Raw genomic sequence first — 14797 nt, forward strand, 5'->3', positions numbered from 1 at the left:
TTGGCCTTTGGCTCGGCGCACCGTAATGATCACTGTAGAAGGGGTTTGCCCTGCCGTAGCGTTATCTGCAGGACCGAAACGGTCAATTGGAGGAGTTCAGTCATGGGAATGGGTCACGACCACGGACATTCCCACGTGCCCCGGGCGGCCGACCGTGGCATGCGGCGCCGGCTGGTCATCGCGTTCGGCATCACCGCCATCATTGTGATTGCGCAGGCGGTGGGCAGTGTGCTCACCGGGAGCCTCGCGCTGCTCACGGACACCGCCCATGCCGCGGCGGATGCCTCGGGTCTGCTGGTGGCCGTGATCGCCGCGACCATGATGTTGCGCCCGCCCAGCGGCCGCCGCACGTGGGGATTCGCGCGCATCGAGGTGATAGCCGCGCTCGGTCAGGCCGTGTTGCTCCTGGCGGTGGGAACCTATGCGGCAATCGAGGGCATCCGGCGACTCTTCGAGCCCAGCGACATCCCCTCCGTCGAGCTGCTGATCTTCGGGATGATCGGGTTGGTCGCCAACATTGCGGCAATGGCCGTGCTCGCCTCCGCCCGGGACTCGAATTTCAACATGCGCGCCGCCTTCCTCGAAGTACTCAATGACGCCCTCGGGTCCATGGGCGTGATCATTGCCGCGATCGTCATTCACACCACCGGGTTCCAACGCGCTGACACCATTGCCGGGCTGTTCATTGCCGCGCTGATCCTGCCCCGGGCGTTCCGCCTGCTGCGCGAAACCATGGGTGTGCTCATGGAATTCACGCCCAAGGGGGTCAACCTGGACGAGGTGCGCGAGCACATCATGGCCTTGGACCACGTGCGGGACGTTCACGACGTTCACGCCTCCACGATCGGCACGGGGCTGCCGGTGTTGTCCGCTCACGTGGTCGTGGAGGATCGATGCTTTGAATCCGGTCACGCCCCGCAGATCCTGGAGGCGGTGCTCGGCTGCGTCCGTGAGCACTTCCCCGTGTCCTTCGACCACGCCACCATCCAGCTGGAGACCGCTGCGCTGCGGGACAAAGAGTCCCCGCACATGCGTCACGCATAGCACGTCAAAATCCCCAGGCCGGGTGCCTGCTCCGCGCGGGTGACGCTCGAACGTGCCAAGGTGGCAGGAGACGATCCGTCCACGCCTGAGGAGACCCATGGGTTCCAGCACCAATCCCCCCAACCCGCCGGACCCCCTGCGCCGCCCCATTCCGCAGCGCACCACCGGCTGGGCCACCGGCATCGCGGCCACGTTGCAGCGAGCGGGCCTGAAGCCCAATCACATTTCCCTGGCCTCGGTCGGCTTCGCACTGCTGGGGTGCGCGTGCCTGGTGCTCTCCGCACATTTCGACGACGCCGCCCGGCTCCTCCTGCTCGTCGGAGCCGCCGTGACCATCCCGTTGCGGCTGGTGTGCAACATGTTCGACGGCATGCTCGCCGTGGAGGGCGGGCTGAAAACACCCACCGGTGAACTGTTCAACGAAGTACCCGACCGGCTCTCGGACCTGGCCCTGCTTGCGGGAGCGGGCTATGCGGCGTCGGCGATGGCCGGCGGCGTGACTGTGGGCTGGCTCGCGGGAAGCCTCGCCGTGCTGACGGCCTACGTGCGCACGCTGGGAGTGAGTGCGGGGGCGGGGCAGTTCTTCGGCGGGGTGATGGCCAAACAACAGCGCATGTGGACGCTCATGGTCGGGATCCTGGCGACCATGATCGAACCCCTGTTCAATCTGCCGCGCGGCTGGATGTTGTTCGTGACGATGATTCTCATTGCCGTGGCCTCCGCGCTCACGGTGGCCACACGGCTGCGTTGGATTGCCCGCGAACTCGAGAACCGAGGTTGAGCCATGACCGAGATCGGGCTGATCGGCCCGCAGTCGATCCGGCTGCTGATCGGCGTGGGCGTGTTCCTGGCGGCGGCCACGGTGGTCGCGGAAATCATGTTCCGACGCGCCACCAAGGAGGGTCTGCGGAACACCCTGAGCAACGTGAGACGGCGGATTTTCGCGTGGTGGATCATGGTGGGAGTCCTCGCCGTCAGCTTGGCGCTCGGGGAAACCGTGCTGCTCGTGCTGTTCATGCTGCTCTCGCTCGTGGCGCTGCGGGAATTCATGGCGCTGGTGCCGGCCGGCGAGCAGGACGGCCGCGCGCTGATCTGGATCATGGCCGTGCTGACCCCACTGCACTACTGGTTCATGTGGCAGCACTGGTATGGAATGTTTGCGATCTTCATTCCGGTGTACGCGTTCCTGTTCCTGCCCGTGTTGCTGGCCCTGTCCGGTCGAACGGATCATTTCCTGCACCGCGCAGCCCTGAGCCAATGGGGGCTCATGGTGTGCGTGTACGCACTGAGTCATCTGCCCGCGATCCTGCAACTGCCGGTGGCCTTCAACGAGGGTAAGTCCGCCGCGGACGGATCTCCGGTGGGCTCGGGCGGTGTGGCCGGCGGTGCGCTCCTGCTGTTCGTGTGCGTGGTGGTGCAGGGCTCGGACGTGCTGCAGTACCTGTGGGGCAAGACACTGGGCCGCCACAAAATCGCGCCCAACGTGAGCCCCAACAAGACGTGGGAGGGCTTCATCGGGGGAGTGCTCTCAGCCACCGCACTGGGTGCCGCCCTGTGGTGGCTGACCCCGTTCACCCCGTGGCAGGCCGCGCTGCTGTCGCTAATTGCCTGCCTCATGGGTTTTGTGGGCGGCCTGGTGATGAGCAGCCTCAAACGCGACCGCGGGATCAAGGACTTCGGCGCGATCATCCCCGGTCACGGCGGCATCCTGGACCGCATGGACTCCCTGATCTTCGCCGCGCCGGTGTTCTTCCACATGACGCGGTTCTTCTTCAGCGGCTAGTGGCCCGACCGCCATGACGGAGGCTGCCTGCGCTGCCGAGTGCCGGACAATACGCACGCCGGGTCCGGCCCCGGGTTTACAGCAGCTTCACTTGCCGCGCAGGATGCGATGCCAATAGATCTGCGGCAGCAACCACCGGTCGAGGAGGAAGGTGAGGGCCCGCTCCTTGCGAAGTTCGAAGAGTCTGGTGCTGGGCATCGGGGTGCCGTCGGGGGCGAACTCCGCGAGGACCAACGTGCTGCGGGAAACGGTGAAGGGACTGACCGTGTAACCGTTGTAGCGAGCTCGTGGAGCTTTGTCGTTGAGTGCGGACCGGATGTTCTTGGCCACGACGGGCGTCTGTTTGCGCAGGGCACCGCCCGAGCTGGATCCCGGGGTGGCGGCGATGTCACCCACCGCCCACACGTTCGGGTACCGGCGGTGCTGCAACGTCTCGGGATCCACGTCCACGAAACCCCGTGCCGTTACCGACGAGAGACCGGAGGCTGCGACCCACCGCGGTGCGGCGTGCGGTGGCGTGAGGTGGAGAAAGTCGTAATCAAGTTCCTCGAGCACACCGTCGTTGTCCAGGACCGCGGTGCCGGTGTCCCGGTGCAGGGACTGGATGCGGGTGCGGGTGCGTAGTTCGATCCCGTATTCGTCGATCTTACGATCGAGCTCCTCGTCCACGCCGGGCACGCCGAACACCGTGTCGGTCGGCACCACGGCGACCACGCGGATGTCCTCGAGCACACCGCGGCTGCGCCACAGGTCGCACGCCATGTAAAGAATTTTCTGGGATGCGCCCGCACAGGGGCAGCTGTCGTCGGGCATGGTGAACACCGCTGTCCCGGAACGCATCCCCTGAACCAGACGCCAGGTCTTCGGTGCGAGATCGAACAAGTAGTTGGTGGATGCATTCTGGGTGTGCATCGCCTCGGCCGAGCCGTCGATGGCGTCCCAGTCCGGGCGGGATCCGGCGGCGACCACCAGATGGTCGTAACCGATCGTGGCCCCACTGGCGAGTACTACCTGCGAGGCTTCCGGGTCCACGCCGGCGATGGCGTCACGCACCCAGACGCACCCGGACGGCATGACCCGCCCCTGGGGCCTGCGTGCGGAGTCAATGGAGGCCAGACCCGCTCCGACGTAGGACAGTAACGGTCTGTAGTGGTGTTCCGCGCGGGGCTCGACAATGACGATGTCGTCCTCACCCAGTCGATGCAATCTCGCGGCCAGCGCGATCCCCCCATTGCCGCCCCCCGCGACGAGAATTCGGGCGTGGGTGGGAGGGCCTGGGAGCGACTGGGTGACCATGTGAGGGACACTACACCGACCACGCTCCACCATGTACGGGAGAGCTTGCCGGGCCTAGAATCGTGAGCACGCCATTGATGAGGTGTCTCGTGAGAGGACGTTGATCATGCCCAAGGCAAACAAGGACGGCCGCGCCATTCAGGACGAGATCCCGTCCACCCTGCGCCGTTCGGACGAGAAGGCCCAGGACACGTTTGCGCAGACCTACGACTCCGCCAAGGACGAGTACGACAGCTCATCGCGCGCTGCTCGCACCGCGTGGTCAGCCGTCAAGCACACCCACGAGAAGGTGGGCGACCACTGGGAGCCCAAGGACGAGAACGGGCCCTCGGACGAGCGCGCCGAAAAAGGTGGTCTGAACGAGGAGAAATCCGCGGGCGGCGTCGACGCCAAGGCCAGCAAGAAACACCTCCACGGCATCGCCCAGGAATTGGACATCACGGGACGGTCGGACATGACCAAGGATGAACTGGTCGACGCCATCGACAAGGCCAACCGGAAGAAGACCAAAGAAGCCCGCGGTTAAAGTTTTCGCCCCAAGAACACGGTGGCCGTGGTGTTCTCGTGGAAGGGCTCCACGGGTTCGTAACCGCGTTTGCGGAACATGGCTATGCCCTCGGTCATTTCTTCGTTGAGGGAGACCACGGCGGTGTGGGCACCCAGCGCACGAACCTTGTTCTCCAGCGAACGGACGAGAGTGCGGGCGTGGCCCTTGCCGCGGTGATCGGGGGTGACCCAGATCCGCCGGAGTTCCACGGTGGAGTCGTCCAGTTTGCGGACGGCACCGCACGCGATGACCTCCCCGGAGATCAGTTCGGTCATCAGGAAGAAGTCGCCGTGGGGCGGGGTGACCTGCTCGGGTGAGCTGGTTTCGGTGAGGTCAGGGTCGAAGCCGCCGTCGATGCGATGATCGAGTTCGCTGAAGTACGCGGTCAGCACTTTCTGCGTGTGATCGCTGGCGGCTTGGCCTTCCAGGATGCGTACCGGGGCGGTGGTGTTCATTCCCCCATGGTGGCACCTCAGTCAACTGTTCACCAGGGCCTAACTCGTAGTAGTTTTCGGCCATGACTCCGACGCCCACCGGGAACAAGCCCCGCGTATCGATTTTGGTTCCCACCCCGCTGCTGGTGGTGGAAATGACCGAGCCCGCTGCTCATCGCAACCGCAGTGAACACGAGTCGGATGTGCATCTGCATCCGGGCGGACAGGGCCTGTGGGTTGCGCGGATGGCCGGTTCGTTGGGGGCAGAGGTTGCGATCAACGGCCCGTTCGGCGGTGAGCTGGGTTCGCTGATCCGCACCATGCTGGACGGGATGGGCATGCAGGTCAATGCCGTCCGCTACGGCTATGGCAATGGCGGCTACGTGTACGACCTGCGCGGTGACGATCGGGAGACCCGGGCGCATATGCCGCCACCTGAGCTTTCCCGTCACGAGCTGGACGATCTGTACGGCACAGCGTTCGTGGATGCCTTGGCGTCCGATGTCCTGGTGGTCACGGGTGCGGAGCCAGCGGACGTGCTCCCGCCGTCGTTCTTCGGTCGCCTCATTCGCGATACGCGCGATGCCGGAACCCCGGTGGTTGCTGACCTGAGTGGGAAGCCCGCACTGGCCAGTGTCGCCGCCGGCGTGAACGTCCTCAAGATCAGTCACGAGGAAATCATGGACCTCGAGCTCGTCGAGGACGAGACCGCCGAGTCTCTCACCGAGGCCGGCAAGATGCTGCTGGAACGTGGGGCGGGCGCCGTCGTCATCTCTCGCGCGAAGGACCCGGCCCTGCTGATCGAGAAGGATTCGGTGCGCGAGGTGTCGGCGCCGTCGATCACGCCGCTGGATCATCGGGGCGCGGGGGATTCCATGACCGCCGGAATTTCGGTGGGCCTCGCCCGCGGCCTCGACCTGGTGGACGCCGTGGCTCTGGGCGCCTCCGCCGGCGCACTCAATGTGGCGCGGCGGGGTTTGGGCACGGGCAATCGCACGACCATCGAGAAGTTCGCGCGGCAGATCACCGTTCGGAAACTGTCCTAAACACGTTCGGCTCTGGTGAGCGAGCGGGCGGCGTGGAAGCATGGGGCCATGCGCATCCTTGTGACCAACGACGACGGCGTTGCATCCGCGGGTCTAGCGGTTCTCGCCCAGGCCGCCCTGGACCGCGGGCACCGGGTCAAGGTAGCCGCGCCCGCCGAGGAGTACTCGGGTGCCAGTGCATCCTTGTCCGGGGAGGAGGTCGACGGCAAGATCGCGCTCGTTGACGCTCATCCGCCCAACATGCCCGCGGGCGTCGAGTGTGTGGGGGTGAAAGCGGCACCGGCCCTGATCGCGTTTCTGGCCGCCTACGGCGCGTTCGGCGAGGTGCCGGACATGGTGCTCTCGGGCGTGAACCTGGGCGCGAACACCGGTAAAGCTACATTGCATTCGGGCACGGTGGGCGCTGCCTTGACGGCGGCGTCGCACGGAATTCCGGGAATCGCGGTCTCGATCACGTCCGGCAAACCGCAGCACTGGGAGACGGCGCTGCTGGTCACCAAGTTCGCGCTGGAACGGTGGGAATCGCGCGCATTCGACGGCAGGATCTTGAACATCAATGTTCCCGACGTCGCTCCCGACCGGCTTCGCGGTCTCAAGCCTGCCGATCTGGCCTCCTTCGGTGCGGTGCAGGCGCAGATCCACCGCGGCGACGACACGCACATTGCCGTTACCTACAGCGCCGAGACCGGGCGGGAAGAACCGGACAGCGACCACTACTTGTTGACTCACGGCTGGGCCACGGCCACCCTGCTGCGGGCACCGGTGAACGATACGAACGCGCAATTGCGCACCATTGGTTTGGATGAGTTGGGGATCACCCCGCCCGCCACGTCGGGTGCCGCGGCCTCGCAGGAGGACATCGCCGTGGATGCCGCCACGGTGATGCGGAAAACCTAGCGACCCTCGCGGCGGGCATGGGTTGTGTAGATGACCGTCATTCCCCTCAGCGGGGGTCGATTGGAGTAACGTCCCGGCGCGTGTCTCGATGACGGTGGCCGCTTCGAGCAGCGTTTCCTCGTCGAAACGCCGCCCGAGCAACTGCACCCCCGTCGGCAGGCCGCTGGCAACCCCGGTGGGCACCGACATGGCCGGGAAACCGAGGACGGGGATCGCCATCATCGATGCCTGCGCGGCCATGAGCCGGCGCATGCTCTCGACACTGGCGATGTCCGCGTCCTGCTCGAAGGCCTGCTCGGACGACACCGGCATGACGATGAGCGGGTAGGACTCGAGGATCTCCCCGAGCTGGCGGATCAGCGTGCCCCGCCGGGCGTAACCGGTGATGAACTGCTCAAGCGTCGGTTTTTCCCCCCACCACTCGGCGGCCACGGCGTAGTAATGCTCCGCGGCCTTCTGCATGCCCTGGTCCCCGACCTCATTGACCATCGGCATGGCCAGGCGGAACTCCTCCATGCAGAGCAGATACCACAGCCGGTAGGCCTCAACCAGAACTGGCAGCTCGATCTCCTCCACCACGTAGCCCACATCGCGCAGATAGTCGGCTGCCTGGTCCAGAGAAGCATTCACCTCCGCGGTGGGGGCGGCAACACCGAGGTCCCGGACGAGCCCCACCCGCAGGGGCCGGGCGGGGCGGACGGCAGCACGGGCACCGGGGACGAACGCGGGGTCGCGGTGACTGAAGTCATTGAGCGCCCTCATCGTCAGCCGGATGTCGGCGACACTGCGGGCCAGCGGGCCCTGAACGAGCATGGTCTGCACGGACAGTGACGCGTCGACGTCGTCAGGGTGGTAGGTCTGGGCCACCCTCCCGACGGTGGGCCGCAAGCCCACCACGCCGCAGGCGTAGGCGGGGTAACGCACCGACCCACCGATGTCATTGCCGCCGGCAATCGGCACCATCCCGGAGGCCACGGCCGAGCTCGCCCCGCCGCTGGACCCGCCCGGGGTGCGGGAGGAGTCCCACGGGTTGAGGGTGCGCCCGTGCAGGTCGTTGTTGGTGAACCAGCGATAGGCGAAGGCCGGGGAATTACTCCGGCCCATCAGCACGGCCCCGGCACGACGCAGGCTCGCCACATGAGGGCTGTCCTTGTTGGCCATGGCGTCCTGGAAGGCGGACACGCCCTGGGTCGTGGCGTAACCGGCCTGGTCGGAATTCACCTTGATCGACACCGGCACACCATGGAGAGGGCCGAGCTCTTCACCGGCGGAACGCCGGCGGTCTGCCTCATCAGCCAGGGACAGTGCCTCTTCGGGCCGCACCTCCACCAGAGCATTGAGCTGCGGGTTGACCTCGTCAATCCGCCCCAGGCAGCTCTCCACGACCTCGCGACTGGAGACCAGCCCCCCGGCCACGGCCTGAGCCATCTCGGTCGCACTCCAGCGCCACAGTTGATCGGTGGAGTCAGCGCCGGGCTCCGACATGGTCGGTGTGGGATCGGTTGTCGTCATCGTGGATCTCCTATGACCTGGTGTTTAGTGCCGAGGCATGAATGATTCCCTGTACCGGCCGACACCAACCGGTGGGTATGGCACCAGGAACCACTGCTTGCTGGGCAAATGGACGCGCGCTCTGTGAGGCACATCACTTCACTGCTGAAGATCTAGTCAGTAAAGCAGTTGCCACATGGCCAGATCAATAGCTCAATGAGACAGTAAGACACTGGATTCAGTACTTACCATGAATCAATGTGTCGACCACGTTCATATCCCGAGGCGCGGCTGCTTCGGCCTCGGCTAAAAATCACGCGCAACAATGCGAAAGCCTCGCCGGGTCCGGTGCCATCAAGTCTGACCTCGGTTTCCCGGGGATCATCGCCTTGCTGTCGGTGGCCGAGAATCTGAAAACAAGCCAGCCCGTAGTGGGTGGAACCAGGTGCCGTTTCTTACCCGCCGGTCGTCTGGCGGGGAGCTTCAGTTCGGTCTGTCTCCGTGGTGCTTCCGGGCTCACGGGGCGAGCCGTATCCCACGGAGGTGCCGTCGGTGATCTCGACCTCGTCCTCCCACGGCACCCGATAGCGTTCGGCGGCGAGGTCGGTCATGTAGGTGTACGGGCAGTCCCGGGCCCCGCCGCGCACGGCGACGTATCCGCGATGCCCCAACTGGTAGATGTTGTTCTCCACACCCCAGCTCCTGCGGGCCTGTTCGGCGCGGGCCGGGATCACCTCGCCGGTCACCACACGATCCGGTGAGTTGTCCCCGTGCTCCAGGACGGCGCCGTCGACGTCGCAGATCATGGCCTCGCCGATGGACCAGATACCGGTCGCGTCCGCCCCGGTCAGGGCGACCGAAGCAGTGTAAGCCACGTTGGTGAAGGGATTGACCTGGTTCGTGATCCGCCACGCGTGGCGTATGGGGTCGGTGTAGCCGGCCGTGCGCAGGATGACGTTGGCACCCTTGTAAGCCGCCTCCCGAGCCATCTCCGGCAGCATCCCGTCGTGGCAGATGATCAGGGCCAGCTTGGACCCGGCAGGCCCATCGCACACGGGGATGCCGAGGTCCCCGGGTTCCCAGGGCTCCAACGGCACCATCGGGTGCATCTTCCGGTAGTACAGAACAATCTCGCCAGCGGCATCGACGATGATGCCGCTGTTGTAAGGAGCACCGTTGGGGCTGCGTTCCATGAGTGAAAAACATCCCCAGACGGAACTATCGGCGCATGCGCCGCGCAGGATTTCCACCTCCGGGCCGTCCAGGTCGCAGAGCATTTCATCCCGAGCCCAGACCTTGGGGTTCAACCCGTTGAGGCTGTACTCGGGGAAGACCACCAGGTCCATCGTAGGTAGGCCGGCCTTGGCGCCCTTCACCATGCCGGCGATCCTCTCGGCAGTCACGCACCATCCGATGGGCCAGCCTGACCCATCTGAACTTATGAGCGAAATGCACCCTCAGCACCGTGGGAAGAGACAGCACCTAGGCTTTATTGCATGGGCACACACCTGCGGCGATCTATCTACTGGTCTAACCGCTGACGAAAACTCAGAGGCGCAGCTCTAGACGCCCATGGTCTCTATACGCGAGCGTAGTAGTGGAACCCCCGGACCCTCCAGCTGATCCAGATACACCGCCCGGCCGGCCATGGTCATGTCCAGTGCAAGTAAAGAACCGCTGACCATTGGCCCGGCGCCCACGACAAACGGCCCGTCGGCGGCTCGTAAACACAACCCCTTCACCAACCGGTGGCTGTTGACCGCGAAGTCCCGTGAGGCGAAGAACTCCGCCACCGGGATCAATGCCTCCGCACTCGGTGTCCGCGAGAGCCTCAAGGGCTGCCGAATGTCCTGCGAATGCACGACCACCTCACCGAGATACGCGGGAACGTGCCCGGAGGGCGAGGTAGTGCTGTCGATAATCTGGCGGAAACGGCCGAGCGTCTCTTCCGGGGTCCGCCCTCGAAACTCCGCCACGCGCCGCTGGTTATGCATATCCACTCGGAATCGGGCGCCGATCATGCTGCGCAGCCAACGTAATTGGTTCATGCTGGCCGCTGCGATCAGGTGAGCAACGACGTCCTCGACGTTCCACTTTCCGCACAGAGTGCTGTGTCGCCATTGCTCGGGAGTCAGCGTTGCGAGGTCATCGGCCAGCGCCGCACGCTCGGCGTGCATCAGCGCCCACAGGTGATCATTTTGGGATGTGGCCATGGAGATTGAGCCTTTCGCCGTTGAGAAGAGTCAAACCCAGACAGGTGTTTCCCGCAAGAGGGCTAACACCCAAGGCTTACAGCGCCCGCACCGCCGGAATCGCATACCACCGAGCCAGGGGAGCGAGGTCCGCAACGTCTTCCACGCCGTCCACTGGCTGCCAGCGCAACTCGGCAATCTCACGTGCCGGCACGGGTGTCTCGGCCAGTAGATTCAGCCCCAGGAACACATGACTGTGCAACCCATGGCCGGGTTCGTTGGCGGCATCGGTCATCCATTCACCCACGGGAACCAAATCTTCCGGGGCCAGAATCAGGCCCAGTTCCTCTTCCACCTCGCGGATCGCGGTATCCAGGGGAGTCTCACCCGCCTCGGGTTTGCCACCGGGGAACATGAACATCCCGGTGTTGCGTTTGCGCACGGTCAGTACATCACCGTTCGCGCGGCGCAGCACCACACCGGTCACCTTGATGATGGGACGATCGGCTGCGAGGTCGCGAGCGGCGTCGTCGGGCGTAACCGATGGCGTACGCAACCGGTCAATGGCAGGGTTGGATTCAGACACCCGACCATTTTAGGGAGACACCGTGACCAGCACGCTCGGGGCCCTCACCGTTCCGTTGATCCAGGCCCCCATGGCGGGCGGGCCGTCCACCGCGGCGCTCGCCGTCGCGGTGTCTCAGGCCGGCGGACTGGGCATGCTGGCCGCGGGCTATAAGACGGTCGAGGCGATGGCCGCCGAGATCGACGACGTCCGCGCCGGCACCTTGATCTTCGGCGTGAACGTGTTCGTCCCCGAGGCGGACCCCTCCGATCCCGGGGCGCTCGCCGCATACGCCGCAGCGCTCGCCCCCATGGCAGCGGAACTCGGGGTGGCGGCGCCGGAGCCGGGCCCGTTCAACGACGACCACTACGCCGCCAAGCTCGATTACCTCGTGGCCAACCCGGTCCCGCTCGTTTCGTTCACGTTCGGTCTGCCCACCGCCGACGACGTCGCTCGGTTGCGCTCCGTGGGCACCGAGATAGTCCTCAACGCCACGGATCCGGAGGAGATCAGCGCCGCGGACGCCCTGAACCCGGACGCGATCGTGGTGCAGGGGATCGAAGCGGGAGGCCACCGAGCCACCCACGGGCAGGCAAAGGAACCGGCCGAAAACACCACGCATGAACTGGTGAGCTCGGCGCGTGAGTACACGGACAAGCCCGTGATCGCGGCCGGCGGGGTGAGCAGTGCCGCTGTTGCTCGGAACCTTATGGACGCCGGCGCTTCTTTCGTGCAAGTGGGCACGTTGTTCCTCACGGTGGATGAGGCCGGAACCAAGGAAGCGCACATGGATGCCCTGGTGAGCGGTCAGTACCGGGACACCGTGGTCACCCGGGCGTTCTCGGGTCGTGCGGCGCGGGCGCTGAGCAACCGGTTCACCGAACGGATGACCGCGAACCAAGTGGCCGGTTATCCGCAGGTGCATTACATGACGGCCCCGTTGCGAGCGGCGTCGGCGGACAATCCGGAAGGCCTGAATTTGTGGGCGGGCACGGGATTCGCAGCCTGCCGGCAGCGACCGGCCGCGGAGATCGTGGCGGAGTTCCGGAGCCTGTAAATATTCCGTAGCGTGGGAGGGCCCGCCGATTCGTACGCGCACGAATCGGCGGGCCCTCGTTGTCGCCAAAGGAGATGGCTTACTTCGCGGTCAGCACGCCCTCGAAGAAGGAGCTCAGTTCGTCGGTGGCGTCCAGGGGGAGTACCGCGGCAACGTAGTGGTCCGGGCGGACCACCACCACGGCACCGTCACGGCTGATCTGACGCTCCTCGTAAATGTCCTCGTCCGGCAGCGTGGCGTAAACGCGCTCCCAGTAGTTCAGCTCCAGCGGGCCGATCTGCGGGCGGAAGGCCTGGGGTACCCGGGTGACATCCATCTCCGTGTACTGCTGCTGGTAGGTGACGTCCACGTCGAAGAGGGTGGCGGCGTCGTCGCCCTCGCGACGGTAGGCGACCAGCGGGGACTCGGGATCGTTCTGCAACCACTCGGCAAAGCGCGACGTCGCCGATTCCTCACCCGCTGCCGCGCGGTCTGCGTAGACGTGGATGCGCCAGCGGCCATCAGCCGTTGCCTGGTGGCCCTGGTGCAGAGGGTTGGCATCGCACACACGCATCACGCGGGCGGACTTGAAGCGCTTGCCCACGGGGTAGCCGGCGGCCAGGTCCTGGTGCTCGGCGCCCGCGGTGATCAGGGATGGCTGGTACTCGGTCATGAACCCGGCCGGGAACTCGGACGTCTTGACGTAGAAATCCTCCAGGTAGGAGGGGTCCGGCAACTTGTCCTGCGGGGTGGCCATCAGCGTGGACCACTCGCGATCGAAGTCGATCAGGTTCTTGGCGATCACCTGACGTTCCTCGGAGTAAGTGTCCAGCAACGACTCGCTGGCGCGCCCGGACAGCACGGCGCCCAGCTTCCACCCCAGGTTCCAACCATCCTGCATGGACACGTTCATGCCCTGGCCGGCCTTGGCGGAGTGCGTGTGGCAGGCATCGCCGGCGATGAACACGCGGGGTACGCGAGTGCCGCGGTCCTCGGTGTCGACGTCGTCGAAATGGTCCGTCAGTCGGTGGCCCACCTCGTAGACCGAAGACCACGCCACGGACTTCACATCCACGCTGTAGGGGTTGATGATTTGGTTGGCGCGCCTGATGATCTCCTCGACCGGGGTTTGGCGCACCTTGCGGTTGTCGTCCGCGGCCACTTCGCCCAAGTCCACGTACATGCGGAACAAGAAACCGCCCTCGCGGGGGATCAAAAGGATTGAGCCGTTGCGGGAGTTGATCGCGCACTTGGTGCGGATATCCGGGAAGTCTGTGTTGGCCAGAACGTCCATCACGCCCCATGCGTGGTTGGCGCCCTTGCCCTCGAGCTTGCGACCGATGGCCTTGCGCACACCCGAGCCGGCGCCGTCGCAACCAAAGACGTGCTTGGCGCGAATGGTGCGCTCTTCGCCCTCGCGCTCGCCGGCGACGTAGCGGACCGTGACGGACACGGGGTACTCCGCATCCTGATCGACCTGCAGGCCGCCGAACTCGATACCGTAGTTGGGTTTGATCTTGGCGGGCCCGTCAGCGGCGGCTTCCAAGAAGTAGTCGAGCACGCGTGCCTGGTTCACGATCAGGTGCGGGAATTCGGAGACGCCGTACGGGTCATCCGCGGGACGACCCGTGCGCACGATGTTCTCCGGATTTTCGGGATCCGGGTTCCAGAAGCACATCTCGGTCAGGTGGAAGGCCTCCTGGGTGATGCGCTCGGCGAAACCGAAGGACTGGAACGTCTCCACGCTGCGGGCCTGGATACCGTCCGCCTGACCGATCTGCAGGCGACCGGGGCGGCGCTCAATGATGCGCGTATTCACGTTGGGGTACTGGGTCAACTGGGCTGCGGCGATCACGCCGGCGGGGCCGGTGCCAACGATCAGGACGTCCATTTCATCGGGGAGGTCTTCGGGACGGTCGATTCCGTAGCCCTGGGGCGTTGCAATCCGCGGGTCCTCGGAAACATATCCGTACTGGTGAAACTGCATGCCTTGCTCCTCGAGGTACGTGACGGCGCGCGTCGCTGCGTGCGGCTCTGCTGGTTGAAGTTCAGGTGAGGGGACCCGGCTGGATGTGGCCGGCGTCTCAGGAATGCACACTAAGTCGCATCCGAATCGTGATCCACGTTACTACAAACTAGTACATGAGTGTAATAGTTTTTCGGACTGTTTCTGTGGGTCTGCTCAGCGGGCGGGCTGATGTGCGTTTGGCTGTGGGTCTCGACGAAGTGGCGTTCAGGGCCGTTCGTCAGCCGGATCGGTGGTGGTGGGCAGCCCGGCTTCCACCCATGCGTCGTAGCCACCAACCATGTCGGTGGCGCGGGAGAGCCCCAGCTGGCGGAGGTTCCATGCGGCCAGGGACGACGAGTAGCCATGGCGGCAGAACTGAATCGCCCCGGGTTTAATGGAGACATCGTTAACCCGGAAGGATGGGCGGCATGGTCGCACCACGGAAGTACCCCGACGAG

At 65.2% G+C, this 14797-nt stretch carries 14 protein-coding genes and 1 pseudogene; 7 read left to right on the top strand and 8 right to left on the bottom strand.

Going from position 1 to position 14797, the window contains the following annotated elements:
- The first annotated feature begins 102 nt into the window (after positions 1-102).
- The 3 genes from ABEA06_RS14030 (at position 103) to ABEA06_RS14040 (ending at position 2827) form a co-directional block, all read left to right on the top strand.
- The gene (locus tag ABEA06_RS14030; RefSeq protein ID WP_425559542.1) at positions 103-1044 is read left to right on the top strand and encodes a cation diffusion facilitator family transporter; all 942 of its coding nucleotides are present in this window, start codon (positions 103-105) and stop codon (positions 1042-1044) included.
- Between the two features lie 97 nt (positions 1045-1141).
- Positions 1142-1825 (top strand): CDP-alcohol phosphatidyltransferase family protein, encoded by a 684-nt coding sequence (locus ABEA06_RS14035; protein ID WP_345311906.1) that lies wholly within the window; start codon positions 1142-1144, stop codon positions 1823-1825.
- A 3-nt stretch (positions 1826-1828) separates the two neighbouring features.
- Positions 1829-2827, top strand: coding sequence for a phosphatidate cytidylyltransferase (locus ABEA06_RS14040; protein WP_345311907.1), 999 nt, complete (start codon positions 1829-1831; stop codon positions 2825-2827).
- Between the two features lie 87 nt (positions 2828-2914).
- Here the strand turns inward: ABEA06_RS14040 and ABEA06_RS14045 are convergent, their stop codons facing one another.
- Positions 2915-4123 (bottom strand): NAD(P)/FAD-dependent oxidoreductase, encoded by a 1209-nt coding sequence (locus tag ABEA06_RS14045; protein WP_345311908.1) that lies wholly within the window; start codon positions 4121-4123, stop codon positions 2915-2917.
- 106 nt (positions 4124-4229) lie between these two features.
- Between ABEA06_RS14045 and ABEA06_RS14050 the strand changes: the two genes are divergently transcribed.
- Positions 4230-4649 (top strand): ChaB family protein, encoded by a 420-nt coding sequence (locus tag ABEA06_RS14050; protein ID WP_345311909.1) that lies wholly within the window; start codon positions 4230-4232, stop codon positions 4647-4649.
- On the opposite strand, the gene ABEA06_RS14055 is transcribed toward ABEA06_RS14050, so the two are convergent.
- Positions 4646-5125, bottom strand: coding sequence for a GNAT family N-acetyltransferase (locus ABEA06_RS14055; protein WP_303383213.1), 480 nt, complete (start codon positions 5123-5125; stop codon positions 4646-4648). The two genes, ABEA06_RS14050 and ABEA06_RS14055, sit on opposite strands and share 4 nt — an antisense overlap.
- A gap of 62 nt (positions 5126-5187) precedes the next feature.
- Here ABEA06_RS14055 and ABEA06_RS14060 point away from each other — a divergent pair, with 62 nt between their 5' ends.
- A complete protein-coding gene (locus ABEA06_RS14060; protein WP_303383212.1) occupies positions 5188-6150 on the top strand; it encodes a 1-phosphofructokinase family hexose kinase in 963 nt (320 codons plus the stop codon).
- A gap of 48 nt (positions 6151-6198) precedes the next feature.
- The gene (gene surE / locus ABEA06_RS14065; protein WP_303383211.1) at positions 6199-7047 is read left to right on the top strand and encodes a 5'/3'-nucleotidase SurE; all 849 of its coding nucleotides are present in this window, start codon (positions 6199-6201) and stop codon (positions 7045-7047) included.
- 60 nt (positions 7048-7107) lie between these two features.
- Here surE and ABEA06_RS14070 read toward each other — a convergent pair.
- From ABEA06_RS14070 to ABEA06_RS14085, 4 genes and pseudogenes are all read right to left on the bottom strand, one after another.
- Positions 7108-8559: pseudogene (locus ABEA06_RS14070) on the bottom strand (amidase family protein); the annotation flags it as partial.
- A 434-nt stretch (positions 8560-8993) separates the two neighbouring features.
- Positions 8994-9941 carry a formamidase gene (locus ABEA06_RS14075; protein WP_345311910.1) on the bottom strand — a complete coding sequence of 316 codons (948 nt, stop codon included), beginning with the start codon at positions 9939-9941 and terminating at the stop codon, positions 8994-8996.
- A 159-nt stretch (positions 9942-10100) separates the two neighbouring features.
- Positions 10101-10751 (bottom strand): maleylpyruvate isomerase family mycothiol-dependent enzyme, encoded by a 651-nt coding sequence (locus tag ABEA06_RS14080; protein WP_345311911.1) that lies wholly within the window; start codon positions 10749-10751, stop codon positions 10101-10103.
- Positions 10752-10827: 76 nt separating this feature from the next.
- Complete coding sequence (locus ABEA06_RS14085; RefSeq protein ID WP_345311912.1) at positions 10828-11316, bottom strand: NUDIX hydrolase; 489 nt, start codon at positions 11314-11316, stop codon at positions 10828-10830.
- A 22-nt stretch (positions 11317-11338) separates the two neighbouring features.
- Between ABEA06_RS14085 and ABEA06_RS14090 the strand changes: the two genes are divergently transcribed.
- Positions 11339-12352 (top strand): NAD(P)H-dependent flavin oxidoreductase, encoded by a 1014-nt coding sequence (locus ABEA06_RS14090; RefSeq protein WP_345311913.1) that lies wholly within the window; start codon positions 11339-11341, stop codon positions 12350-12352.
- A gap of 79 nt (positions 12353-12431) precedes the next feature.
- On the opposite strand, the gene ABEA06_RS14095 is transcribed toward ABEA06_RS14090, so the two are convergent.
- A complete protein-coding gene (locus ABEA06_RS14095) occupies positions 12432-14318 on the bottom strand; it encodes an FAD-binding monooxygenase (RefSeq protein WP_345311914.1) in 1887 nt (628 codons plus the stop codon).
- 246 nt (positions 14319-14564) lie between these two features.
- A partial coding sequence (locus tag ABEA06_RS14100; RefSeq protein WP_345311915.1) for a rhodanese-like domain-containing protein occupies positions 14565-14797 on the bottom strand: 233 nt, incomplete at its 5' end.

It is taken from the genome of Kocuria gwangalliensis (genome assembly GCF_039544365.1).
GTDB classification, from domain to species: Bacteria; Actinomycetota; Actinomycetes; order Actinomycetales; family Micrococcaceae; genus Kocuria; species Kocuria gwangalliensis.

What these genes read in the sequence shown, in the direction of transcription:
- ABEA06_RS14050 (WP_345311909.1), top strand. Translation starts at nt 4,230, where the DNA reads ATGCCCAAGGCAAACAAGGACGGCCGCGCCATTCAGGACGAGATCCCG.
- ABEA06_RS14035 (WP_345311906.1), top strand. Translation starts at nt 1,142, where the DNA reads ATGGGTTCCAGCACCAATCCCCCCAACCCGCCGGACCCCCTGCGCCGC.
- ABEA06_RS14040 (WP_345311907.1), top strand. Translation starts at nt 1,829, where the DNA reads ATGACCGAGATCGGGCTGATCGGCCCGCAGTCGATCCGGCTGCTGATC.
- ABEA06_RS14045 (WP_345311908.1), bottom strand. Translation starts at nt 4,123, where the DNA reads ATGGTCACCCAGTCGCTCCCAGGCCCTCCCACCCACGCCCGAATTCTC.
- ABEA06_RS14080 (WP_345311911.1), bottom strand. Translation starts at nt 10,751, where the DNA reads ATGGCCACATCCCAAAATGATCACCTGTGGGCGCTGATGCACGCCGAG.
- ABEA06_RS14055 (WP_303383213.1), bottom strand. Translation starts at nt 5,125, where the DNA reads ATGAACACCACCGCCCCGGTACGCATCCTGGAAGGCCAAGCCGCCAGC.
- ABEA06_RS14095 (WP_345311914.1), bottom strand. Translation starts at nt 14,318, where the DNA reads ATGCAGTTTCACCAGTACGGATATGTTTCCGAGGACCCGCGGATTGCA.
- surE (WP_303383211.1), top strand. Translation starts at nt 6,199, where the DNA reads ATGCGCATCCTTGTGACCAACGACGACGGCGTTGCATCCGCGGGTCTA.
- ABEA06_RS14030 (WP_425559542.1), top strand. Translation starts at nt 103, where the DNA reads ATGGGAATGGGTCACGACCACGGACATTCCCACGTGCCCCGGGCGGCC.
- ABEA06_RS14060 (WP_303383212.1), top strand. Translation starts at nt 5,188, where the DNA reads ATGACTCCGACGCCCACCGGGAACAAGCCCCGCGTATCGATTTTGGTT.